At 42.4% G+C, this 21,853-nt stretch carries 27 protein-coding genes, 1 riboswitch and 1 other annotated feature; of the genes, 21 read left to right on the forward strand and 6 right to left on the reverse strand.

The annotated features are described in order from the left end of the window. Positions 1-114: 114 nt before the first annotated feature. Complete coding sequence (locus LXO72_RS02045; RefSeq protein WP_233331370.1) at positions 115-603, forward strand: EbsA family protein; 489 nt, start codon at positions 115-117, stop codon at positions 601-603. On the opposite strand, the gene LXO72_RS02050 is transcribed toward LXO72_RS02045, so the two are convergent. Beyond that, positions 600-797 carry a ferredoxin gene (locus LXO72_RS02050; protein ID WP_006596042.1) on the reverse strand — a complete coding sequence of 66 codons (198 nt, stop codon included), beginning with the start codon at positions 795-797 and terminating at the stop codon, positions 600-602. The two genes, LXO72_RS02045 and LXO72_RS02050, sit on opposite strands and share 4 nt — an antisense overlap. Positions 798-842: 45 nt before the next feature. Between LXO72_RS02050 and LXO72_RS02055 the strand changes: the two genes are divergently transcribed. The 7 genes from LXO72_RS02055 (at position 843) to LXO72_RS02085 (ending at position 5,503) form a co-directional block, all read left to right on the forward strand. Then, a complete protein-coding gene (locus tag LXO72_RS02055) occupies positions 843-1,283 on the forward strand; it encodes an SAG1386/EF1546 family surface-associated protein (RefSeq protein WP_233331371.1) in 441 nt (146 codons plus the stop codon). Positions 1,284-1,293: 10 nt separating this feature from the next. Beyond that, positions 1,294-1,977, forward strand: coding sequence for a (d)CMP kinase (gene cmk, locus LXO72_RS02060; protein WP_156676540.1), 684 nt, complete (start codon positions 1,294-1,296; stop codon positions 1,975-1,977). Between the two features lie 20 nt (positions 1,978-1,997). Then, positions 1,998-2,128: a sequence feature (ribosomal protein L20 leader region), on the forward strand. 15 nt (positions 2,129-2,143) lie between these two features. Continuing rightward, positions 2,144-2,674, forward strand: coding sequence for a translation initiation factor IF-3 (gene infC / locus LXO72_RS02065; RefSeq protein ID WP_006597373.1), 531 nt, complete (start codon positions 2,144-2,146; stop codon positions 2,672-2,674). Positions 2,675-2,707: 33 nt separating this feature from the next. Then, entirely contained in the window at positions 2,708-2,908 is a 201-nt protein-coding gene (rpmI, locus tag LXO72_RS02070) for a 50S ribosomal protein L35 (protein WP_003003453.1), read from the forward strand. A gap of 49 nt (positions 2,909-2,957) precedes the next feature. Beyond that, positions 2,958-3,317 (forward strand): 50S ribosomal protein L20, encoded by a 360-nt coding sequence (gene rplT, locus LXO72_RS02075; RefSeq protein WP_000124834.1) that lies wholly within the window; start codon positions 2,958-2,960, stop codon positions 3,315-3,317. A 133-nt stretch (positions 3,318-3,450) separates the two neighbouring features. Next, positions 3,451-3,918: a deoxycytidylate deaminase gene (locus LXO72_RS02080; protein ID WP_006597396.1), complete on the forward strand. Its 468-nt coding sequence runs from the start codon at positions 3,451-3,453 to the stop codon at positions 3,916-3,918. 91 nt (positions 3,919-4,009) lie between these two features. Continuing rightward, positions 4,010-5,503 (forward strand): hypothetical protein, encoded by a 1,494-nt coding sequence (locus tag LXO72_RS02085; RefSeq protein WP_233331372.1) that lies wholly within the window; start codon positions 4,010-4,012, stop codon positions 5,501-5,503. Positions 5,504-5,544: 41 nt separating this feature from the next. On the opposite strand, the gene LXO72_RS02090 is transcribed toward LXO72_RS02085, so the two are convergent. Genes LXO72_RS02090 through LXO72_RS02105 form a run of 4 tightly spaced genes read right to left on the reverse strand, consistent with a single transcriptional unit; the run spans position 5,545 to position 8,491 of the window. Further along, positions 5,545-6,402: a cysteine ABC transporter substrate-binding protein gene (locus LXO72_RS02090; protein WP_006596048.1), complete on the reverse strand. Its 858-nt coding sequence runs from the start codon at positions 6,400-6,402 to the stop codon at positions 5,545-5,547. Between the two features lie 11 nt (positions 6,403-6,413). Then, positions 6,414-7,172, reverse strand: a complete 759-nt coding sequence (locus LXO72_RS02095; protein ID WP_233331373.1) for an amino acid ABC transporter ATP-binding protein — start codon at positions 7,170-7,172, stop codon at positions 6,414-6,416. Between the two features lies 1 nt (position 7,173). Further along, positions 7,174-7,851 (reverse strand): amino acid ABC transporter permease, encoded by a 678-nt coding sequence (locus LXO72_RS02100; protein ID WP_233331374.1) that lies wholly within the window; start codon positions 7,849-7,851, stop codon positions 7,174-7,176. After that, positions 7,811-8,491 carry an amino acid ABC transporter permease gene (locus LXO72_RS02105; protein WP_233331375.1) on the reverse strand — a complete coding sequence of 227 codons (681 nt, stop codon included), beginning with the start codon at positions 8,489-8,491 and terminating at the stop codon, positions 7,811-7,813. The genes LXO72_RS02100 and LXO72_RS02105 overlap by 41 nt, the downstream gene beginning before the upstream one ends. A gap of 238 nt (positions 8,492-8,729) precedes the next feature. Between LXO72_RS02105 and LXO72_RS02110 the strand changes: the two genes are divergently transcribed. The 12 genes from LXO72_RS02110 (at position 8,730) to LXO72_RS02165 (ending at position 20,408) form a co-directional block, all read left to right on the forward strand. Further along, positions 8,730-9,227, forward strand: coding sequence for a hypothetical protein (locus LXO72_RS02110; RefSeq protein WP_233331376.1), 498 nt, complete (start codon positions 8,730-8,732; stop codon positions 9,225-9,227). Between the two features lie 194 nt (positions 9,228-9,421). After that, on the forward strand, positions 9,422-10,612 hold the full coding sequence (gene metK / locus LXO72_RS02115) for a methionine adenosyltransferase (protein ID WP_233331377.1): 1,191 nt from the start codon (positions 9,422-9,424) through the stop codon (positions 10,610-10,612). Positions 10,613-10,917: 305 nt separating this feature from the next. After that, entirely contained in the window at positions 10,918-11,352 is a 435-nt protein-coding gene (locus LXO72_RS02120) for a CopY/TcrY family copper transport repressor (protein WP_233331378.1), read from the forward strand. Next, positions 11,349-13,577, forward strand: coding sequence for a heavy metal translocating P-type ATPase (locus tag LXO72_RS02125; protein WP_233331379.1), 2,229 nt, complete (start codon positions 11,349-11,351; stop codon positions 13,575-13,577). The genes LXO72_RS02120 and LXO72_RS02125 overlap by 4 nt, the downstream gene beginning before the upstream one ends. 47 nt (positions 13,578-13,624) lie before the next feature. Then, a complete protein-coding gene (gene copZ / locus LXO72_RS02130; RefSeq protein WP_233331380.1) occupies positions 13,625-13,831 on the forward strand; it encodes a copper chaperone CopZ in 207 nt (68 codons plus the stop codon). Between the two features lie 259 nt (positions 13,832-14,090). Next, positions 14,091-15,353, forward strand: coding sequence for a UDP-N-acetylglucosamine 1-carboxyvinyltransferase (locus LXO72_RS02135; RefSeq protein WP_233331381.1), 1,263 nt, complete (start codon positions 14,091-14,093; stop codon positions 15,351-15,353). A gap of 12 nt (positions 15,354-15,365) precedes the next feature. Beyond that, complete coding sequence (locus LXO72_RS02140; protein WP_233331382.1) at positions 15,366-15,917, forward strand: GNAT family N-acetyltransferase; 552 nt, start codon at positions 15,366-15,368, stop codon at positions 15,915-15,917. Continuing rightward, the gene (gene spxR, locus LXO72_RS02145; protein ID WP_233331383.1) at positions 15,910-17,187 is read left to right on the forward strand and encodes a CBS-HotDog domain-containing transcription factor SpxR; all 1,278 of its coding nucleotides are present in this window, start codon (positions 15,910-15,912) and stop codon (positions 17,185-17,187) included. The genes LXO72_RS02140 and spxR overlap by 8 nt, the downstream gene beginning before the upstream one ends. Before the next feature lie 18 nt (positions 17,188-17,205). Continuing rightward, a complete protein-coding gene (locus LXO72_RS02150; protein WP_233331384.1) occupies positions 17,206-18,066 on the forward strand; it encodes a methionyl aminopeptidase in 861 nt (286 codons plus the stop codon). A gap of 88 nt (positions 18,067-18,154) precedes the next feature. After that, the gene (locus tag LXO72_RS02155; protein WP_233331385.1) at positions 18,155-19,123 is read left to right on the forward strand and encodes a YihY/virulence factor BrkB family protein; all 969 of its coding nucleotides are present in this window, start codon (positions 18,155-18,157) and stop codon (positions 19,121-19,123) included. Positions 19,124-19,239: 116 nt separating this feature from the next. Next, a complete protein-coding gene (locus tag LXO72_RS02160) occupies positions 19,240-19,704 on the forward strand; it encodes a MarR family winged helix-turn-helix transcriptional regulator (protein ID WP_233331386.1) in 465 nt (154 codons plus the stop codon). Beyond that, positions 19,701-20,408 carry a B3/B4 domain-containing protein gene (locus tag LXO72_RS02165; protein ID WP_233331387.1) on the forward strand — a complete coding sequence of 236 codons (708 nt, stop codon included), beginning with the start codon at positions 19,701-19,703 and terminating at the stop codon, positions 20,406-20,408. Before LXO72_RS02160 ends, LXO72_RS02165 begins: the two co-directional genes overlap by 4 nt. 57 nt (positions 20,409-20,465) lie before the next feature. Here the strand turns inward: LXO72_RS02165 and LXO72_RS02170 are convergent, their stop codons facing one another. Further along, positions 20,466-20,903, reverse strand: coding sequence for a GtrA family protein (locus LXO72_RS02170; RefSeq protein WP_233331388.1), 438 nt, complete (start codon positions 20,901-20,903; stop codon positions 20,466-20,468). A gap of 28 nt (positions 20,904-20,931) precedes the next feature. Beyond that, a riboswitch (PreQ1 riboswitch) is annotated at positions 20,932-21,068 on the forward strand. On the opposite strand from LXO72_RS02170, the gene LXO72_RS02175 reads away from it, so the two are divergent. Beyond that, on the forward strand, positions 21,066-21,575 hold the full coding sequence (locus LXO72_RS02175; RefSeq protein ID WP_233331389.1) for a QueT transporter family protein: 510 nt from the start codon (positions 21,066-21,068) through the stop codon (positions 21,573-21,575). Its footprint overlaps the riboswitch before it by 3 nt. The last annotated feature ends 278 nt before the right edge of the window (positions 21,576-21,853 follow it).

Genomic DNA, 21,853 nt, shown 5'->3' on the forward strand with positions numbered 1-21,853 from the left:
TTTCATCAATCTGTCATTCAGTGATTTGATTGCTAAAATTATTAAAAATAGAACAGGCTTTCCTGTTCTATTTTTGTTGATTTTATGCTAAACTAGTAGGAGGGGGTTCCGCATATGATTAAGATTTTTGGGAAAATCCGATACCATTGGCAGCCTGATTTATCCATGCTGATTACCTATTGGTCTTTATCGGTTATACCCGTCTTTATTGGACTAGCTCTGATGTATGAGAGTTCCAGTATCCCGACGGTGGTACTCTTTTCATTCTTTCTCTTTATGGCCTTGCTGGCTGTAGGAGTTCATCGCTATTTTACGATCTACGATGATGGGATTCTACGGATTATCACGGCGAATCCATTAACTCCTATAAAAGTTCCGATTTCATCGATTGAAAAAGTGGAAGTTACAAAGAATTCCATCAAGTTAATTTTCAACGATGGATCAAGAAGCCGGACCTTCTGTATGCGTAAGTGGCCCAAAAAATACTTTATCAATGCCTTAGCCTTGAATAATCATTTCAAGGGTGAGATTGAGTTGACAGATAACTTTATCCATGTGGACTATTATCAACTCTACTATGCAGACAATGAAAAAAGCTCTTAATCTTTGATAAGAGCTCGGGTTGGACAATTTTTAACCGCTTCTTGGATAGAAGCATCGGTAGGAAATTCTTTTTCCAATCGTTCATCCTCTGAGGCGAACTTAACGATACCATTATCGTGATAGTCGAAAATGTCCGAATATGTTTGGCAAAGGCCACATGCGATACAACGTTCAGGTATTAAGGTTATTTTCATATCTATATTGTAATGATTTTAACAGGAAAACACAAGGAGGAAGTTATGCCGAAAGAGCCATGGGAAGAAGAAATTTATGATGACGGAGAAGAAACATTGAAACGAACAAACAAATTAAATGGGATGAAAGCTGATCGCTTGTTGACCATCTTGGCGATTATTTTCTTTATTATTATTGTAGCGATGGTCTGCTTCTTAGTTTACCTTTCTACAGGTGGAAGTGATCAGAAGAAACAAATGAGTGGTTTCTATAATGGGGAAACAACAGTCGTTGCAGCAAGTAGTGCTCCAGCTGCAGAACAGACAGAGGAAGCAAGTGCAGAAGAATCTGAAGAAGGTACGATTACTGTTCTAGCTGGTGAAGGAGAAGCAGCAATTGCAGCGCGTGCTGGCATTTCGATCGCCGAATTAGAGCAACTGAATCCATCTCACATGTCTACTGGATCATGGTATGCCAATCCAGGAGATGTCGTCAAGATTAAATAAAGGATAAGCTATGAAACAGATTCAAATCGCGATTGATGGCCCTGCATCTAGCGGGAAGTCAACTGTTGCTAAGATTATTGCTAAAAATTTAGGCTACACTTATCTCGATACGGGTGCCATGTATCGCGCAGCGACCTATCTGGCTCTTCGTCATGATCTGACTGAAGCAGATGTTGACCAGTTGGTTGATTTGCTGAACCAATATCCTGTCAGTTTTGGGCGCTCTGAAGACGGTCAGCAATTAGTCTTCGTGGCTGATGTCGATGTGACTCATCCAATTCGTGATAATGAAGTGACCAACAATGTCTCTTGGGTATCTGCCTTAGCACCTGTGCGTGAGCGCTTGGTAGCCCAGCAACAACAGATTGCTGCTCAAGGTGGAATCGTCATGGACGGTCGTGATATTGGGACGGTTGTCTTACCAAATGCAGAATTGAAGATTTTCCTAGTGGCTTCTGTAGAAGAACGTGCAGAGCGTCGCTATAAGGAAAATTTGAGCAAGGGCATTGAAACAGATTTAGAAGTATTGAAAAAAGAAATTGCTGAGCGGGACTACAAAGACAGTCACCGAGAAGTTTCGCCTTTGAAACCTGCAGCTGATGCCATTCATTTTGATACGACTGGTGTCGGGATTGATCAAGTGGTTGCATTTATTGAAGAAAAAGCAAAAAAAATCCTTGACAATCCATCATAAACTTGATATCATATAAAAGTTGAGAAAAGCAGAAGTGAGAACTTCTCGCCTTGCGACTAACGTTGTCTGGCCCCTACGGATCAAGTTTCAGAAATGAAATATAATCATGTAGTGCGGGTTTGCGTTAGCAAGTCCGCTCTTGTTTTTCTCTAAAATAAAAAAAGAGGTGAAAACCATAGCAAAGCAAGACTTATTCATCAATGATGAAATTCGTGTACGTGAAGTTCGCTTAATCGGTCTTGAGGGCGAACAATTGGGTATCAAACCACTTGGTGAAGCGCAAGCACTTGCGGACGACGCTAATGTGGACTTGGTTCTCATTCAACCTCAAGCTAAACCTCCTGTTGCAAAAATTATGGACTACGGTAAGTTCAAATTTGAGTACCAGAAGAAACAAAAAGAACAACGCAAAAAACAAAGCGTTGTGACCGTGAAAGAAGTTCGTTTGAGCCCAGTTATTGACAAGGGTGATTTCGATACAAAACTTCGCAATGCTCGCAAGTTCCTTGAAAAAGGGAACAAAGTGAAGGTTTCCATTCGCTTTAAGGGTCGTATGATCACCCATAAAGAGATTGGAGCAAAAGTTTTAGCCGACTTCGCTGAAGCAACTCAAGATATTGCTATCATCGAACAACGTGCTAAAATGGATGGTCGTCAAATGTTCATGCAGTTGGCACCAGCAACTGACAAGAAATAATCTGTCAGAAAGTTAAAAAAAGGAGAAAATATCATGCCAAAACAAAAAACACACCGCGCATCAGCTAAACGTTTCAAACGTACAGGTTCTGGTGGACTTAAACGTTTCCGTGCTTACACTTCTCACCGTTTCCACGGAAAAACTAAGAAACAACGTCGTCATCTTCGTAAAGCATCTATGGTGCATGCAGGAGATTTCAAACGTATCAAAGCAATGCTTACTCGCTTGAAATAATCGCGTATTTGTAAGTAAAGAATTCTAGGAAATATTGGAGGAAATATAAATGGCACGTGTTAAAGGTGGCGTTGTATCACGCAAACGTCGTAAACGTATTCTTAAATTAGCTAAAGGTTACTATGGAGCTAAACACATCTTGTTCCGTACTGCAAAAGAACAAGTAATGAACTCTTACTACTATGCATACCGTGACCGTCGTCAAAAGAAACGTGACTTCCGCAAATTGTGGATCACACGTATCAATGCGGCAGCTCGTATGAACGGACTTTCATACTCACAATTGATGCATGGTTTGAAATTGGCTGAGATCGAAGTTAACCGTAAAATGCTTGCTGACTTGGCTGTTAACGATGCAGCAGCTTTCACAGCTCTTGCAGACGCAGCTAAAGCAAAACTTGGTAAATAATTAATAAAGAGATCCGCATGGATCTCTTTTTCTTTGGATGAAGGAATCGGCTGTGACAGTGTTATCTTTTTTTCTTGCTGATTTCGTGCTATAATGAAAAAAATTTAGAATGTTCATGAAGGAGGACAAGACTGTGGGACATAAACGATTAGCCTGGGATGAGTATTTTGCAGCACAGGCTTTGTTAATATCAAATCGAGCAACTTGTAAGCGGGCCAAAGTGGGTGCTGTATTGGTCAAGGATCATAAGGTGGTTGCGACGGGTTACAATGGCTCTGTCTCTGGTACGGAGCATTGCTTGGATCATGACTGCCTTATGGTGGAAGGGCATTGTGTCCGTACTCTCCATGCAGAGGTTAATGCCATTTTACAGGGAGCGGAACGGGGGATTCCCAAAGGTTTTACTGCCTATGTGACTCATTTCCCTTGCCTCAACTGTACCAAGCAGCTGCTTCAAGTTGGCTGCAAGCGGGTGGTTTATATCCATCAATACCGTATCGATGAGTATGCTCAATATCTCTACCGTGAAAAAGAAGTAGAGCTAGTCCATCTTCCATTGGAAGTGGTCAAAGAAGCTATTGCAGAGGCAGACTTTATTTAAGTATGGATTGCTGTCTCACTACCTACAATTAAAAAGAAAGCTCGTTTTTGAGTTCGCGCTTCACTGATTCGTCTAGAGGAAGGAGATTGTGATGAACCGTAAAATTTGCTACCCAATTCTCTTACTAGTCCAGGTTCTTGGGTCTCTTTTTCAAGTATTTATGCTCTTATCCGGAGAGACTGGAAATGGAGAGAATCCCCCTATTATCTGGTTGTCAATCATTCAGATTCTTTTATGGCTAGTTATTCAAGTCTTTCTAACAGTAAAAATCTGGAAAGAGCAGGGGAAGCAGGAAGGGCTTCTTCTCTATGCTCTCTTCCTAGTCCTCAGCATCTTTTGGCCACAAGAGGTTCCCATTGCTTTGTTTGGTACTGAGGTTGTGATGAGACTTTCTCAACTTCCAACCTTAGCGATTGTCCTGATCATGATCAATAAGGTGGAGTGGCCTCGTCTTCGTTCTTTGGTTGGTCAGGAAGGAACTTGGTATCCAATCGTTCCGTTGGTTTCCTTTGGGATCAGTATCTTACAATTGGTAGATCGGATTCCTGTTGTCTTACGCTTGTGGAATATATTGGATCATTCAAAATCTGACTTTTACTGGAGATTATTTGAAGGAGTGGACCAAGAAGTCCTGCTTGTCATCTTGTTGTCCAGTTTCTTCGTTATTAAGAGTCAGAAGGTCCTATTTGTGCTCAGTTGCCTTTATGCTTGTTACTATCTCCCTTCTGTCACGCTAGACCTGCTCGTTTTAAAAACGACTGCACCCATTCCTTTTTACCATTCTGTCATTTCCGTTTACCTGATTTATAAACAGAAGGAAAGTTTTCAGAAGCTCTTTGGGACGCGGTCAAGCGCCCTTGCTGACCAAGAAGGTGCTGTATGTGGAGATGAAGAAGAGACAGCTGAGCGGGTAAAAAGTCAAAGAAGCTCAGATGAAGGGATTTCCGAAAATAAGGTATCTTCGTCCTTGTTATCCGATTTGCTTTCTTACCCAAAACGATACGGCTATCCGAATGTATTCGTCTTGATGAAAGAAAAATTAGTCATTGCTCCTCTTGTTATGTTATTTGGGAACGAATCGAGCGACAGGGGAGAAGGAGTCGTAACAAAAGACTTAGAGGCTGGGCAAGAAAGGTCTGCAGTGGATGTGATGGTTGAGCAAGATAACAATAGCAAGGAGTCACTTGAGACATCTAGAGAGCCCCTTAACAGGAACTTAAGCAAGGGAGAAAATGCATCGTCTCCTTATTCCTATCTCTTTGCTCTTCCAAAATGGCTCGGTCTTACTTATTATGGCTTGGGCTTCGTCGGACTCATCTTGACCGGCCCTTTTGCCTTCATGATTTTTTATGCAACGAGTATCCATTTGATCCTATTCACCATCGGCTTTGTCTCAACCCAGTTCGCTTTGGCGATAGATTCTCGAATCTTTTGGGCATCAGCATGTATTTTCTACGGTCTATCAGCTGTTTATGGCTTGCTGTGGCCACTACAGATCCTCTCTTTCTGTTTAGCCATCGATGTCTTACTAGCTACTTTCTTTTGGGTGAAACGACCAAAGGATACTAAGAAAAACAGTTTTTGACAAGAAAAAAGGCTCTATCATTGCGATAGAGTCTTTATTTGTTATTTCACTTCGCCACCTTCAACAACGAGGTCATCCGCTTTTGCAGCATCACCGTAGGTTGGGTGAAGAGTTTTTTCATAAGCTTTGTGGAAGAAGTTTTCTTTTCCAAGCTTTTGAATGTCATCGTTAATGAAATCAAGGAGCTCTTTGTTTCCTTTTTGAACTGCTGGTGCGATCGTATCTGGATCACCAAGTGAAGTAATTCCAACCTCGTATCCTTTGTTTTCAAGGGCCCAAGCAAGGACTTCTGTGTTGTCTGTTGAGAAGGCATCGCCACGTCCATCTAGGAGAGCTTGATAGGCATCGCTGTATTGGTCATATTTTTGAAGTTTTACTTCTGGATGGTTCTTTTCGAAGTAAGTTTCAGCAGTAGTTCCCTTGGTTACGATCAAGGTTTTTCCTTCCAATTGTTTCACATCTGTGATGACCTTATCTTTAGGAGACACCACACCGAGTGAAACCTTCATGTAAGGAAGGGCAAAGTCTACTTGTTTCTTCCGCTCATCTGTAACGGTGAAGTTGGCCAAGGTGATATCCACTTTATTGGAGATCAAGTATTCCGCACGGTTAGCCGCATCCACTGAAACATATTTCGGTTTGACACCAAGGTCTTTAGCAAGTTGGTTTCCCAGTTCGATATCGTAACCTTGATATGATCCATCATTATCAACATAACCAAATGGTTTTTTGTCTCCAAAGACCGCGATACGAAGCTCGCCACTTTTCTTGATTTCTTCAATGGTACGAGCTTTAGAGCCGGTAGAAGAAGATGATGACTTGCTAGAGCCACAAGCAGTGATAAAGAGCAGAGCAAGGGCGAAGGTAAAAAGAACTAAAATTGGTTTAATGAATTTCATAAAAATCTCCTTTATAGATATGAGCCAAATTGGCTAAAGTCAAATACATTTAAAAATTCTTGTGCTCGTTGGGTTTGTGGGTTGGTAAAGAAGGAGTGAGCACTTCCTTCTTCGGCAATTTTGCCCTGATCCAAGAAAATGATCCGATCGGCAATAGCTTGTGCGAACTGTAACTCGTGGGTCACCAGAATCATGGTCCGTCCTTCTTGGGCCAGGTCGTTAATGAGCTCCAGAACCTCCCGGACCATCTCAGGGTCTAGAGAAGCAGTCACTTCATCGAAGAGGATAATTTCTGGATGCATGAGGAGGGAGCGGATGATGGCTACCCGTTGCTTCTGCCCACCAGACAACTGCCTTGCGTAGCTATGTTTCTTCTCCAAGAGACCGACCCGTTCCAGTAACTCTTCTGCTTCCTTGACGACTTCCTCTTTAGCTCGTCCTTGAGCTTTTGTAGGACCTAGGATCAGGTTTTGGAGGACGTCTAAATGGGGGAAGAGTTCATAACTTTGGAAGACCATCCCAATCTTTTGTCGGACCAGGTGAAAGTCCTTTTGGTTTTTGGTAATGGATTGACCATCCAAAAGAATATCACCTGCTTGTATGCTTTCTAAGCCATTGATACAACGAAGGAGGGTACTCTTACCACAACCAGAAGGCCCCAAGATCACTACGACCTCCCCTTTTTGAACCTTGAGGGAAAGCCCTTGGAGGATAGGAGTGTCTCCAAAGGATTTTTTTAGGTCCTTGATTTCTAAAATGGTTTCAGACATATTAATTCCTCCAGTGGTTTTCTAACTGTCCTGCTAATTTGGAAATAGGGAAGCAGACAATAAAGTACAAGACTAAAATGGTTCCATAAATCCAAAAAGAAGCGGTTGGGATGGTCAGGCGGTTGCTATCGATGATTTGTTGGCCGACCTTGGTAACTTCTACAACCCCGATGAGGACCACTAAGGAGGTTGTCTTTATCATACGGGTAATCAAGTTAATAGCTTGTGGAAGCAATCGTCTGAGAACCTGTGGGATGATGATGTAGCGGTATAGTTGGTCCTTGCTTAATCCTAAGGCTTGTCCACTTTCAAACTGATGTTTTGGAAGAGAAGTGATGGCCCCTCGGACTAAATCTCCCATCTCAGCCGTTCCCCAAAGGGTAAAGACGATAATGGCTGAACTTCCACCAGAAATGTTTATGTTGAAGTTGCGGGCCAAGCCGAAGTAAACGATAAAGAGCAAGACCAACTGAGGCATGATCCGGATAAATTCCAGATAAAAGCGAGTGAGCAGACGAATGACTTTTGAATGAGAAGTCATCACGATTCCGAGTAAAGTTCCAAGGATCATGGATAGGAAGACAGAGATAATGGAAATCCCAATGGTCACGCCCAAGCCTTGGAGTATCCTAAGAAGATTATTTCCCTGAAAGAGTACTTGGATTCCCGAATCCTGCATGGCGTAATCTCCTTTCTATCCAACTAAAGAGAAGTGAAATCGGTAGCAAGAGAAGTAGATAGGCAATGACCAACATGGTTAGAGCGATATCTGTCTCGTAATAGAGTCCGATCAAATCTTTTGCGACATACATGAGGTCAGCTAAAGCGACTACAGAGAATACAGAGGTTTCTTTAATCAGGAAAATGACATTGGCGCTAAAGGAAGGCAGAGCCACTGCGGTCGCTTGTGGTAGGATCACATAGCGAAAGACCTGTCTGGGTGTTAGCCCAATGGAGAGACCGATTTCATGCTGGGTTTGACTGACAGCTTCTAGACCGCTTCGGAAGGACTCAGCCATATAGGAACCACCTAAAAAGATGAGACCAATGGTTGCACAGACTTCTGAAGAAAGGACGATTCCTATCCTTGGTAAGCCAAAGTAGAGGAAGAAGAGCTGAATCAAGAGCGGCGTATTTCGAGAAAGTTCGATGTAACAGCCAGCTAGTTGACTTAAAATCGGTAGACGATAATGTCGGATGATACTGACAATCAGTCCTAAAAGAAATGAACCTAAAATTCCCCACACAGCAATGTGTAAGGTCAAGAAAAAGGCCTGCTGGTAGAGTGGAAAATATTGTTCAACAATTGACCAATCCAAAAATGATTTCCTCCTCTCTAATAAGCAAGGAGAAAAGGAAACTACCTTACCGATTAGAAAATAATACTGTCATTGTAACACGAAAAAAATCATTTGAATAATATGGATAATTTATCAAGCTGATAGATAAAATTTATCACCAATAATCGCATATGCAATGGCTCATCAAATGGGGTATAATAGGAGTAGAAGACACTGTAAAACCAATCAATCAGATTATAAAAGAGGAGGAATAAAGATGACAGAACAAGATCCAAAGTTTGAATCAAACCAAGAGCATCAAGGTGTGCCTGAAGGTGCTGTTCAGTCATCCAGGATGGGGGAAGGTCCAGATAATTCTGTACAAACATCCATGATGGGGCAAGGTCTAGAAAATCCAGCTCAGTGGCCAATGATGGAGCAAGGTTCAGAAAACCCTGTTCCTAATACGGGACTTTTAACTTTTGTATTTTTCTTAAACATCGGCTATCTTGGACTGTTTATAAGTAGTGCTCTGATAGCAGGAGGATGGGCAATTGCCTTTCTATTCTTTATGGGATCACATCTGATTTCTTATATCATTGCAACAGTCCTGCTTGGCATTGGAAGGACATTCGCCAGTAAGGAGATTCTATTTGTTTCTGTAGCTTTCTTTTTCATCTCCATGTTTTTGGCTGGTGATCCAGATTGGTTTCTATTTCGAATTCCATCTATCATTTCCACTATCCTTGTCTTAATAGGGACCTTGTTATTGTAGGGATTAGAGTTGGATAGCGGTTAAGTTCAAAAGATATAGTTTCAAACTATATCTTTTTCTTTTAATAAAAAAAGGAAAACTGGTGCAAAATCGTGTTATAATAGTTAGGTTATATGGTCCCGATAAGGTGGTAGAAAGAATCTACCAGTTCTTTGTAACTCTATAACGATTATTTTTTAAGGGGGGACATTTTTATGTCAGAACGTAAATTATTCACGTCTGAATCGGTATCTGAGGGGCATCCGGATAAGATTGCAGACCAAATTTCAGATGCTATTTTGGATGCTATTTTAGAGCAAGATCCAGAAGCTCACGTAGCTGCTGAAACGGCAGTTTATACTGGTTCCGTACATGTCTTCGGTGAGATTTCAACGACTGCTTATGTGGATATTAACCGTGTGGTTCGTGACACCATTGCAGAGATTGGTTATACCAATACGGAGTATGGTTTTTCTGCTGAGACGGTAGGAGTACACCCATCATTGGTGGAACAATCTCCTGATATCGCTCAAGGGGTTAATGAAGCCTTGGAAGTTCGTGGAAATGCAGACCAAGATCCACTTGATTTGATTGGAGCTGGAGACCAAGGTCTCATGTTTGGTTTTGCGGTGGATGAAACTGAAGAACTCATGCCATTGCCAATCTCACTCAGCCACAAATTGGTTCGTCGGTTGGCAGAGCTTCGTAAGTCTGGTGAGATTAGCTATCTTCGTCCAGATGCGAAGTCTCAAGTCACTGTTGAGTATGATGAAAATAACCAGCCAGTGCGCGTGGATACCGTGGTTATTTCAACTCAACACGATCCAGATGTCAGCAATGAACAAATCCACCAAGATGTGATTAACAAGGTCATCAAAGAAGTGATTCCAGCTTCTTATCTAGATGAGGAGACTAAATTCTTCATCAACCCAACAGGTCGCTTTGTTATTGGTGGGCCTCAAGGGGATTCCGGTTTGACAGGTCGTAAGATTATCGTAGATACCTATGGTGGTTACTCCCGTCACGGTGGTGGTGCCTTCTCTGGTAAGGATGCGACTAAGGTGGACCGTTCCGCTTCTTATGCAGCTCGCTACATTGCAAAAAACATCGTAGCAGCAGGGCTTGCTAAGAAGGCAGAAGTGCAATTGGCTTACGCGATCGGGGTAGCTCAACCTGTCTCTGTTCGGATCGATACCTTCGGTACTGGAACAGTAGCTGAAAGCAAATTAGAAGCAGCAGCGCGTCAAATCTTTGACCTTCGTCCTGCAGGGATTATTCAAATGTTGGATCTCAAACGACCAATCTACCGTCAAACAGCGGCTTATGGACATATGGGACGTACTGATATCGATTTACCATGGGAACGTTTGGACAAGGTAGAAGCCTTGAAAGAAGCAGTTAACTAAGTAGATAGAAAGGAGGCTGGGACAAAAGTCCTAGCCTCTCAATTATCTTTGGATTGTCGAGCAAGACGCAGTGGTTGAGTGGGCTCTACTACGCTGATTTCATCAGCTTTTACAGCCCTACTCAACTGTGCGGAAGTGGGACGACGAAATCGAATTCTAACGAATTACCGATTTCTGTCCCACTCTCTTTTTATAAAATAAATCTACAAATGTAAACAAAATGATTGACAAGAAAAATGGAAGGTGTATAATAAAACTACAAATGTAAATATATTGTCTTTAATAGGAGATAGAAAGGAAAAACAATGGCGAAAATTTCAAGTGCGGAATGGGAAGTCATGCGGGTCCTTTGGACCAAGGGGGAAGCGACTTCTACAGAAATAACCAAGATTCTCTCCACCAAGCAGGATTGGTCAGCTTCAACGGTGAAAACCCTTTTGGGGCGGTTAGCAGATAAGGGTTATCTGACGAGTCGGAGAGAAGGTCGGACCTATTTGTATCAAGCTGTCCTCAATGAAGAAGAGGCTAATTTTACAGCTGTCAATGAAGTTTTCAGTAAGATCTGCTTGACCAAGCATGTTTACATATTAGAGCGATTAATCCAGCAAACCCCTATGACCGAGGAGAAAATGAAGGGGTTGCAAGACCTTCTGGCTTCGAAAGTGAGCGTGGAGCGGGTTCAATGTGATTGCCAACCAGGCCAATGTCACTGTGTCAGTCATGTGGAGGAAGAGAAATGAAAGAAGAAACTTTTGTCGTCAATGGGATGACCTGTGCATCCTGTGTGATCAATGTGGAGAAAGCTGTCAACCATCTGGACGGAGTTGAAAAAGCGACAGTGAACCTAACCACTGAAAAAATGACAGTTGAATACAATGGGGAACCACTAAGTCCAGAAGCTATTTCAAAAGCGGTAGCAGATGCCGGTTATGAGGCAGTAGTATATAATCCAGATACAGCCAAGAGCCAAGAAGAGCGAGAAGGAGATAAGCTACAATTGATCCGAAAACGGCTCTTTTGGTCTTCCGTCTTCACCCTGCCTCTCTTTTATCTAGCAATGGGCCCCATGATTGGCCTACCAGCACCTGCATTTGTTTCACCTGGTCGAGCACCTGTGGCTTATACTCTTGTTCTTTTGTTCTTGACCATTCCTGTGATGATCTTTGGACGAGCCTTTTATCGAAATGGCTTCCGAACTCTTCTAAAAGGCCATCCCAATATGGATGCTTTGGTAGCTTTAGCGACTAGTGCAGCCTTTCTTTATAGTCTTTATGGGACTTATCACATTTTGCTTGGCCACCACCATCACGTGCACCAGCTTTATTTTGAATCTGTAGCCGTGATCCTGACCCTAATTACTATGGGTAAATATTTTGAAACGCTATCAAAAGGGCGTACTTCTCAAGCCATTAAAAAGCTCATGCATCTGGCGGCTAAAGAGGCAACAGTCCTACGTGACGGAAAGGAAGTGAAACTACCAGTAGAAGACTTGGTCATTGGAGATCATATCCTAGTCAAACCAGGTGAAAAAATAGCCGTTGATGGTCAAGTGGTTTCCGGACAATCAGCCATTGATGAAAGCATGCTGACAGGTGAATCTATCCCTATCCAAAAAACGGAAGGCAGTCCAGTTTACGCTGGTTCCATTAATGGACAAGGTAGTTTGGTCTATCAGGCTGAGAAAGTTGGACGGGATACCTTGCTAGCACAAATCATTCAGCTGGTGGAAGATGCCCAACAAACCAAAGCACCGATTGCCAAGATTGCGGATCAAGTAGCAGGGGTCTTTGTCCCAGTAGTCATGGGGATTGCCCTCTTATCAGGTCTCTTTTGGTACTTCATCATGGGTGAGACCTTCACCTTTGCTATGACGGTAACAATTAGTGTCTTGGTCATTGCCTGTCCATGTGCACTAGGCTTGGCGACTCCGACAGCCATCATGGTGGGGACAGGATTAGGGGCAGAGCATGGGATCCTCTATAAGAGAGGGGATGTCCTTGAGTTGGCTCACCAAGCGCAAGTCTTGGTCTTCGATAAAACAGGGACCATCACTCAAGGTAAACCTCAGTTGTCTTCTACCTATACCTATAGTCAAACGAACCATGCCTTACAAATCCTAGCTTCTCTGGAAGCCAAGTCCGAGCATCCATTAGGACAAGCTATTTTGGATGCTGCGAAAGAAGAGCATATAGACTTATTAGAGATGGAAAACTTCTCTAGTCTAACAGGAAGAGGTCTCACTGCTCGCTATGGTGGAAAGGTTTATCTAGCTGGGAATCAAACGCTCATGGATGAGGAAGGAATCGATATTCATCTTGCCAAGGCTGACTTGGAGGACTTAACTCAGGATGGACAAACCCCGATTTTCTTAGCTGAAGATGGAAAACTCATGGCCCTATTTGGGGTAGCAGACCGGATCAAGGAAGATAGTTTAGAAATGGTTGCTAGCCTAGAAAAAATGGGCAAGAAGGTCATCATGCTGACTGGGGATAATGAACGGACTGCTCAAGCGATTGCCAAGAAGGCTGGAATCCAGCAGGTCATCAGTCAAGTCCTTCCTCAAGAAAAATCACGAGTGATCCAAGATTTGCAAGCAGAAGGCAAGTCTGTAATCATGGTTGGAGATGGAATCAACGATGCACCAGCTCTTGCAACCGCGGATATCGGGATTGCTATGGGATCTGGGACAGATATCGCCATGGAAAGTGCCGATATCGTCGTCATGAAACCGCATTTGATGGATGTTGTCCGAGCCTTGGAAATTAGTCGTTACACGATTAAGACCATCAAGGAAAACTTGTTCTGGGCCTTTATCTATAATGTCTTAGCCATTCCGGTGGCGATGGGTCTTCTCTATCTCTTTGGTGGCCCGCTCTTAAATCCGATGCTAGCAGGACTTGCTATGAGTTTTAGTTCGGTATCGGTTGTACTGAATGCTCTCAGATTAAAGAGAAAGAAATTGTAAGAACTTGGAGAAAAACATCTCCTCATGCAAAAGAAAGGAAAATAATTATGTCAAAAACATACGAAATTACTGGAATGAAATGCCAAGGTTGTGCCAACGCTGTCACTGAAAAATTATCTGCTGTAAAAGGTGTGGAAGAAGTAAGTGTCGATCTAGAAAAGCATCAAGTAACCATTGAAGGAAAACCTTGGAAATGGTCCTTGACCCGAGCTCTAAAAGACAGTAAATACGAACTAGGAAATGAAGTGAAATAAAGTCAGAAAAGGCAGTCGGAAAAGGGCTGCTTTTTTGATTAAAAAGAATACACTACACTTAGAGCCAAACAGTTATCGGCAAAAATAAACTAGGAAAAGGAGCAAAAATATAAAATAATAGTAAAACATAAAGTCGAGGTTTTCCAGGGCTTTAATTCATTGATATATAGATAAGAAAGAGTGGAAAATGAAGCGTTTTTATGATATAATAGATGCGGTAATTTTTACCGAATGATTGAAAGAGCTTATATAAATTAACATGAAAAAAATTATTATTAATGGTGGTCGCCCTTTAAAAGGTGAGGTGACCATTAGTGGTGCCAAAAATAGCGTGGTAGCCCTCATTACAGCGACTATTTTAGCAGACGAAATTGTGACCCTTGATGGTGTTCCAGATATTTCAGATGTGGCTAGCTTGATTGACATTATGACCCTCATGGGGGCAAAGGTGGAGCGAGATGGAGAGACTCTTATTATCGATCCACGTGGTGTACAGGATATGCCAATGCCATTTGGAAAGATTAACAGTCTTCGGGCATCTTACTATTTCTACGGAAGTCTTTTGGGACGTTATGGCCAGGCAACTGTCGGTCTACCAGGTGGATGTGACCTAGGTCCGCGTCCCATTGATTTGCATTTGAAGGCCTTTGAGGCGATGGGTGCTAAGATGACCATGGATGGTTCGAGTATGAATCTTTCCACAAATGGACAGCGTCTTCGTGGGGCAGCGATCTATATGGACACCGTAAGTGTCGGAGCAACTATTAATACTATTCTAGCTGCTGTCAAGGCGGAAGGTCGTACCGTTATTGAAAATGCTGCTCGTGAACCTGAGATCATTGACGTTGTTACCCTTCTCAATAATATGGGAGCACATATTCGTGGTGCGGGTACAGATATCATTACGATTGAAGGAGTGGACTATCTCCACGGCACGCGTCACCAAGTGATCCCTGATCGCATCGAAGCAGGGACTTATATCGCCCTTGCTGCAGCTGTGGGAGAAGGGATTCAAATTACGAATGTCCTCTATGAACACCTAGAGAGCTTTATTGCCAAGCTGGAAGAAATGGGCGTTCGGATGACCATTTCTGAGGATAGTGTGTTTGTTGAAAAGCAAGAAAATCTGAAAGCTGTTCACATTAAAACCTCTCCTTACCCTGGATTTGCAACGGATTTGCAACAACCTTTGACACCCTTGCTCTTGACCGCTAATGGAAAGGGAAGCATCGTAGATACCATTTATCAAAAGCGGGTCAACCATGTGGCTGAACTGATGCGAATGGGTGCTACCATTGAAACAGTGGGTGATCGCATTGTTTACCAAGGACCAAATCAATTAACAGGTGCTCCAGTTAAGGCGACAGACTTGCGTGCAGGCGCTGCCTTGGTGATTGCTGGATTGATGGCTCAGGGTAGAACGGAAATTACCAATATTGAGTTTATCCTTCGTGGCTATTCGCATATTATTGAAAAATTGCAACAATTGGGAGCTGACATCGAACTGATTGATGAAGCATAACGAACGATTTTTATGAATATTTGGACGCAACTAGCAGCATTTTCATGTTTTGAAACAGAGCGCCTCTTCTTGAGGCCCTTTCTATATAGTGATGCCGCTGACTTTTATACCATATCCTCCAATCCAGAGAATTTGCCTTTTATTTTCCCAGCACAAACGTCCCTAGAGGAATGCCAGTATGTCTTGGCCAATTTTTTTCTAAAGAATCCTTTGGGAATATGGGCGATTTGTTACAAGGGAACAGACCGTGTGATTGGATCGATTAAGTTTGAAAAGTTGGATGAAATTAAGAAAGAAGCAGAACTTGGTTATTTCTTACACAAGGACTATTGGGGTCAAGGCCTCATGACAGAGGTTGTCAAAGAGATTACCTTCTTGTCCTTTCAGGAATTTCATCTCAAGCAAGTCCGAATCATTACCCATGTTGAAAATATAGCCAGTCAACAGGTGGCTTTACATGCCGGTTATAGTTTGAAACGGCAATTCAAGGGGAGTGACCGCTATACCCGAAAGATGCGGGATTATTATGAGTTCTGCATAGATAGAGGAGATCTCAATGAGTAAACACCAAGCGATCTTAGATTATTTGGAGAAACTACCAATTGGCAAGCGTGTCAGTGTGAGAAGTATCTCGAATTATTTGCAGGTGAGTGATGGGACCGCCTATCGGGCCATTAAAGAAGCTGAAAATCGTGGAATTGTTGAAACGAGACCTCGTAGTGGGACAGTTCGTGTCAAGTCTAAAAAGGCAGTCCTAGAACATCTGACTTTCCGAGAGATTGTAGAAATTACCGGTTCTGAAGTCTTGGCAGGGAAAGAAGGGCTGGAACGAGAGTTCAACAAGTTTTATATCGGGGCCATGACTGAAGAGCATATTTTGGACTATGTCTCTGAAGGTGGGCTCCTTATTGTGGGAGACCGGACCAATATCCAGCGGCTGGCTCTTCAACACGACAATGCAGTTCTTGTAACGGGCGGCTTCGACGTCGATCCTTCTGTTTTGGAACTAGGTCGCAGTGGTCAAACTCCTATCTTACGTACCAAGCATGATACCTATACCGTGGCGACCATGATCAACCGTGCTCTCGCCAACATGCAAATTAAAACAGATATTTTAACGGTCGAACAAGTCTATTCGCCCATGCATGAATATGGTTTTTTACGGGAAACAGATACCGTACGAGATTATTTGGATTTGGTAAGAAAAAGCCGGTTTAGTCGCTTTCCTGTCGTCAATCAACACCAGATGGTTGTTGGAGTGGTGACCATGCGAGATGCCGGAGACAAGACACCCCAGACAACTCTGGACAAGGTCATGTCTCGTACGGTCTTTACAACAAACCTATCCTCTAGTATCGCCAACGTCAGTCAACGCATGATCGCAGAAGATTTTGAGATGATTCCTGTCATTCGGAGCAATCAGACCCTATTAGGGGTTATTACCCGTCGTGCGGTCATGGACCGGATGAGCAAGGAACAATTGTCGGGCTTGCCAACTTTCAGTGAACAAATTAGTCAAAAAGTAGTTCTGCAAGCCAATCATTTTGAGTTGACGGTTGAACCAAGTATGTTAGAAAAGAGTGGAGTTCTCTCGAATGGTGTTCTCACTGAAGTTCTCACAACGGTCACTCGCCAGCTCATGATGAATTCTGGAAAAAATTTAATCATCGAACAGCTCTTGGTTTATTATCTTCAAGCTGTTCAAGTGGACGATACCTTACGGATTGAGACGCGTATTGTCCGACAGACTAGACGATCGGCTATTATAGATTTTGATTTGTATTTGAATCTACAGTTGGTCACCAAAGCCACTGTCACTTTGAAAATTAATTAGAATGGAAGTAGGAAATAGATGATTACATTGAAATCACAGCGTGAAATCGAAGCCATGGACCGTGCAGGAGACTTTCTTGCTAGTATCCATATTGGCCTTCGGGATTTGATCAAACCAGGTCTCGATCTGTGGGAAGTAGAAGAGTATGTTCGACGTCGCTGTAAAGAAGCCAATGTCTTGCCCCTTCAGATCGGTGTTGAGGGAAGCTTGATGGACTATCCCTATGCGACTTGTTGTGGGATCAATGATGAAGTGGCTCACGCCTTTCCTCGCCACTATGTCTTAAAAGATGGCGACCTCTTAAAGGTGGATATGGTCTTGTCCGAGCCCTTAGACAAGTCTGTTGTTGATGTCTCAAAATTAGACTTTGATAATGTTGCACAGGTGAAAAAGTATACAGAAAACTACTCTGGTGGTTTGGCTGATTCTTGTTGGGCCTATGCAGTTGGGAATGCTTCCCAAGAGGTCAAAGATCTCATGGATGTCACCAAAGAATGTCTCTATAAGGGGATTGAACAAGCGGTTGTCGGAAATCGTCTAGGTGATATCGGGGCAGCGATTCAAGAATATGCTGAAAGCAAAGGATATGGAGTGGTCCGTGATTTGGTCGGTCACGGTGTAGGACCAACCATGCATGAAGAACCAATGGTGCCTCACTACGGACGTGCAGGCCGTGGCTTGCGCTTACGTGAAGGGATGGTCTTGACCATTGAACCAATGATTAATACCGGAACTTGGGAAATCGATACCGATATGAAGACGGGTTGGGCTCATAAAACGCTTGACGGTGGTCTTTCTTGTCAGTACGAACACCAGTTTGTGATTACAAAAGACGGTCCTGTTATTTTGACCAGTCAAGGTGAAGAAGGAACCTATTAAAACAAGTAGAGAGGAAAGAATGGAGCTGAAGATAAAAAACGGTTTCGCTCTTTTCTCTTTTTATGACTTTGTTTAGGGGAGGAAAGATATGAAAAAGTTTCTAAAATGGCTAGGCCAACGACCGTTTATTAAGGGGTTCCTGCGCTTTTATATGGCCTCTGAATCGGACATCACAAGTATAGCAGTGGCCTATTATTTATTGATTTCCATTCTCCCTTTATTGTTGATTGCAGCCAATATCCTCCCTTACTTCCAGATTCGTCCGACTCAGATTTTGCTGACCTTGCGTGAAGTATTACCTGCCTCCATGTACCGCATTGTCTTGCAAGTGATTTCATCGGTGCTTACCAAGCCATCTACTGGTTTGCTGAGTTTCTCCATCATTTCGGCTTTATGGGTCTCCTCACAGTGTATCGCTTACCTGCAAAGGGCCTTCAATAAAAGTTATGGAGTGGAGAAGGAGAGGGGGATTATCTGGGCGAGAATCTTCAGTATTTTGATTAGTTTTGCTCTGCAAGGTCTGTTCGGTCTGTCTCTGGTTTTGACCATGTTTGGCCGGATGATTATTCGTTCTGTCTATGAGATTTTCAAGTTTGATGAAAGTATCTACCTTCGCCTCTTAAATATTTCAGGACCTTCGGTTTACTTCCTGCTCTTTTTAACCTTGCTCTTGCTCTATTACACCCTACCCAATATTAAAATTCCTAAGTTTCGCTATGTCTTTCCAGGAGCCATCTTTGTGACAGCAGTCCTTTATTTGACCTTGAACATTTTCTGGAAATATGTCGACCACTACATCACGAGTTTCCTAGATGCTCGTTTCTTCGGGTCAGTCCTTTTAGCGATCATTATGTTCTGGTTTATCCTGGTAGCTAAGGTGTTGATTATTGGCTGTATCTTAAATGCTAGTATTCAATATGCCATTGAAGCGAGATTTGAAACAAAAGACGGGGATGTGGTAGCCAAGTATAAGTCGGCTCGAGTAGCTTTTCACCAAAAGGAAGCTTCTCTCAAGCGTCGATTCCATCTTAAAAACTTGGGAAAAAATCAGGACTGATGTTAAAGAATAAAATAGGAGCAAGCCGGTTTTCAGCCGGCTTTTTTGTGGTTGTTATTTTTGTTGCATTTGCAATAAAAATGTGATAAAATCATTCATAAAGAAAGGAGGAGCAGATGAAAGTTCTAAGAGAGATTGGCATCATAGCCCGAGCCTTAGATTCGATTGCCAATATTGAGTTCCGAGATTTGGATCTGGCAAGAGGTCAATACCTATATTTAGTACGGATCGGGGAGCAACCAGGTATCATTCAAGAGGAGTTATCCGATTTATTAAAAGTGGATCGCTCAACAGTAGCCCGCTCTGTTAAAAAATTAGCTGATAAAGGTCTCATCCGAGAATTAACTGATCCTTCCAATCAAAAAATAAAAAAATGGATTCTAACGGAAAAGGGACAAAAGCTTTATCCTTTTATCCTTTCTGAGCATGCTTATTCTGAGAACACTGCCTTAAAAGGTTTTTCACAGGCAGAAATCCTTCAATTAGAGGAATGGCTGGCTAAAATGAGGGAAAACGTAGCAGCGGATTGGGAGTTAGTGAAAATGGGTCAAAATAGAAACTATAGTGAGGAAAAGAAATGAAATTTACAGTAGATCAAGAGTTTTGGGACTTATTTCCCCAAGCACAAGTAGTGGTGATGACAGTAGAAGATATCGACAATCATGTTGACGAGAGTAAGGATCCTTATTTTAAGGATCTTCTCGACAAGGGAGTTGCACGATCAAAAGTCTTCATCGATGATGAACAATTCACTGCCAGCCCAGTCGTTCAGGAATGGCGCCTAGCTTTTACTAAATTCAAGACCAAAAAAGGAGCCCGTTCTTCCATAGAAGCCTTATTGAAACGAGTGTCACAAGGACGGGAGTTTTATCCCATTAATCCTTTAGTGGATTTGTACAATAGTGTATCTCTTGCTTATGCTATCCCCTGTGGTGGTGAAGATATGGAAAAGTTAGCTGGAGGCTTATCCTTAGGAAAAGCCAAAGGGGGAGAGCCATTCTTTCCATTAGGAGCTGAGGAAGACGCTCCTGCTTTGCCTGAAGAAATTATCTATTATGATCAAGAGGGAGCTGTTTGCCGTTGTTTAAACTGGCGGGAAGCCCAAAGGACCATGCTGACAGAAGAAACTCGACAGGCTATTCTTGTGATGGAAGCAGTGACTGAAGAGCAAGCAGAACACGCAAAAGAAGCGATGGACGAATTAAAAGGCTTGGTCAAGGACTATTTTGGTGTGGAAGGAAAAATCTCTTATTTGAGTGCCCAAGCATCTAGTCTGGAAGTATAAAAAAATACCGTCAGAGACCATAAGAGTTCTGACGGTTTTTCTGTGTATAATGAGATGTCACTTCTTATTTCGGAAGACAAAAAGTTTGCTAAAGACATAGTTCAAAATGACAATCATAAATTGGGCGGCAAAGGTTTCGATGGTATTAATTGCCGTCCGATTCATATTGACAAACTGGCCGATGATTTGCGGATACTGGGTCACAAAGATGGTGGTCATCAGGAGGTCCAGCACGAGGGTACCCATTCTAGCAAAAGAGAAAACAATCAACCGTTTCAACCAGCCTTTTCTTTCTTGTTTAAAGACAATAGTATCGTTGGTAGCAAAGGCAAAAAGTATTCCTGCAATATTTCCAATAAAGGTAGCTAGTTGTTCTTGGTCTGTCAGCTGGAAAACAATCAGCCGAGTAGCAACAGAAACAATCGTCGTAGCTACACCAAAGATTAGGTAGGACAAAATTTCATTATCAAAGATTCGATGGACTAGTTTTTTCATACAATTAGTCTATCATAATTCCCTTATTTGTGCTATACTTATAAAGTTGATTTGTCGAATGTAACTCGTTCAAATGAGCTTCATTGGCAAAGCTCAACCCTTGGTGCTTAGCTTCTTTCACCAAGCATATTAGACGCGGGAAAACCGCTAAAGGAGAAAACGATGAAAAACTATACTGTTCGTGACTTGGCACAGATTGCCTTAGTTGCAGCTCTCTATGTGGCCTTGACCATTACGCCCCCGTTGAATGCCATCGGAAGCAACGAGATCCAATTCCGTGTTTCTGAAATGCTCAACTTCATGGCTTTCTACAATCGGAAATACATTTGGTCTGTTACCATTGGGTGTATGATTTCTAACTTCTTGAGTTATGGAATCGTCGACGTGTTTGTTGGAGGTGGATCTACCTTGGTCTTCGTTACACTAGGAGTCTATCTTTTTAAACGCTATGAAAAGACAGATCTCTTTAATGGATGGATTCGCAAGGATCATTTCTTATTCTCAATTTTCTTTGCCCTCTCTATGTTCACGATAGCCTTAGAACTGCATATTATAAACAAAACACCATTCTTCTTGAATTGGTTGACAACTGGTTTGGGTGAATTTGCTTCCCTGATTGTCGGAGCTATTTTGATCAAAAAGATTGCTCAACGAATTGATTTGACTCAATAATCCACTAGAGAGTGGGACAGAAATCGGTAATTCGTTAGAATTCGATTTCGTTGTTCCACCTCCGCACAGTTGAGTAGGGCTGTAAAAGCTGATGAAAATCAGCGTAGAAGAGCCCACTCAACCACTGCGTCTTGCTCAATAATTCAAAGACAATTGAGAGGCTAGGACTTTTGTCCCAGCCTCTTTTTTGATGCAATGGCTTCATCCGATTCATTCTGAAAAACGACATTTTTTCGCATGTGAAGTAGTCAGAAAGGGCACAGTAAAGCGTTTTTATG

This window comes from Streptococcus sp. XMC (assembly GCF_021341835.1).
Classification (GTDB): Bacteria; Bacillota; Bacilli; order Lactobacillales; family Streptococcaceae; genus Streptococcus.

What these genes read in the sequence shown, in the direction of transcription:
- LXO72_RS02150 (WP_233331384.1), top strand. Translation starts at nt 17,206, where the DNA reads ATGATTACATTGAAATCACAGCGTGAAATCGAAGCCATGGACCGTGCA.
- LXO72_RS02135 (WP_233331381.1), top strand. Translation starts at nt 14,091, where the DNA reads ATGAAAAAAATTATTATTAATGGTGGTCGCCCTTTAAAAGGTGAGGTG.
- LXO72_RS02120 (WP_233331378.1), top strand. Translation starts at nt 10,918, where the DNA reads ATGGCGAAAATTTCAAGTGCGGAATGGGAAGTCATGCGGGTCCTTTGG.
- LXO72_RS02085 (WP_233331372.1), top strand. Translation starts at nt 4,010, where the DNA reads ATGAACCGTAAAATTTGCTACCCAATTCTCTTACTAGTCCAGGTTCTT.
- copZ (WP_233331380.1), top strand. Translation starts at nt 13,625, where the DNA reads ATGTCAAAAACATACGAAATTACTGGAATGAAATGCCAAGGTTGTGCC.
- LXO72_RS02170 (WP_233331388.1), bottom strand. Translation starts at nt 20,903, where the DNA reads ATGAAAAAACTAGTCCATCGAATCTTTGATAATGAAATTTTGTCCTAC.
- LXO72_RS02125 (WP_233331379.1), top strand. Translation starts at nt 11,349, where the DNA reads ATGAAAGAAGAAACTTTTGTCGTCAATGGGATGACCTGTGCATCCTGT.
- metK (WP_233331377.1), top strand. Translation starts at nt 9,422, where the DNA reads ATGTCAGAACGTAAATTATTCACGTCTGAATCGGTATCTGAGGGGCAT.
- LXO72_RS02165 (WP_233331387.1), top strand. Translation starts at nt 19,701, where the DNA reads ATGAAATTTACAGTAGATCAAGAGTTTTGGGACTTATTTCCCCAAGCA.
- rplT (WP_000124834.1), top strand. Translation starts at nt 2,958, where the DNA reads ATGGCACGTGTTAAAGGTGGCGTTGTATCACGCAAACGTCGTAAACGT.
- LXO72_RS02055 (WP_233331371.1), top strand. Translation starts at nt 843, where the DNA reads ATGCCGAAAGAGCCATGGGAAGAAGAAATTTATGATGACGGAGAAGAA.
- LXO72_RS02045 (WP_233331370.1), top strand. Translation starts at nt 115, where the DNA reads ATGATTAAGATTTTTGGGAAAATCCGATACCATTGGCAGCCTGATTTA.
- LXO72_RS02160 (WP_233331386.1), top strand. Translation starts at nt 19,240, where the DNA reads ATGAAAGTTCTAAGAGAGATTGGCATCATAGCCCGAGCCTTAGATTCG.
- LXO72_RS02090 (WP_006596048.1), bottom strand. Translation starts at nt 6,402, where the DNA reads ATGAAATTCATTAAACCAATTTTAGTTCTTTTTACCTTCGCCCTTGCT.
- LXO72_RS02095 (WP_233331373.1), bottom strand. Translation starts at nt 7,172, where the DNA reads ATGTCTGAAACCATTTTAGAAATCAAGGACCTAAAAAAATCCTTTGGA.
- LXO72_RS02175 (WP_233331389.1), top strand. Translation starts at nt 21,066, where the DNA reads ATGAAAAACTATACTGTTCGTGACTTGGCACAGATTGCCTTAGTTGCA.
- rpmI (WP_003003453.1), top strand. Translation starts at nt 2,708, where the DNA reads ATGCCAAAACAAAAAACACACCGCGCATCAGCTAAACGTTTCAAACGT.
- spxR (WP_233331383.1), top strand. Translation starts at nt 15,910, where the DNA reads ATGAGTAAACACCAAGCGATCTTAGATTATTTGGAGAAACTACCAATT.
- LXO72_RS02155 (WP_233331385.1), top strand. Translation starts at nt 18,155, where the DNA reads ATGAAAAAGTTTCTAAAATGGCTAGGCCAACGACCGTTTATTAAGGGG.
- cmk (WP_156676540.1), top strand. Translation starts at nt 1,294, where the DNA reads ATGAAACAGATTCAAATCGCGATTGATGGCCCTGCATCTAGCGGGAAG.
- LXO72_RS02140 (WP_233331382.1), top strand. Translation starts at nt 15,366, where the DNA reads ATGAATATTTGGACGCAACTAGCAGCATTTTCATGTTTTGAAACAGAG.
- LXO72_RS02110 (WP_233331376.1), top strand. Translation starts at nt 8,730, where the DNA reads ATGACAGAACAAGATCCAAAGTTTGAATCAAACCAAGAGCATCAAGGT.
- LXO72_RS02050 (WP_006596042.1), bottom strand. Translation starts at nt 797, where the DNA reads ATGAAAATAACCTTAATACCTGAACGTTGTATCGCATGTGGCCTTTGC.
- LXO72_RS02100 (WP_233331374.1), bottom strand. Translation starts at nt 7,851, where the DNA reads ATGCAGGATTCGGGAATCCAAGTACTCTTTCAGGGAAATAATCTTCTT.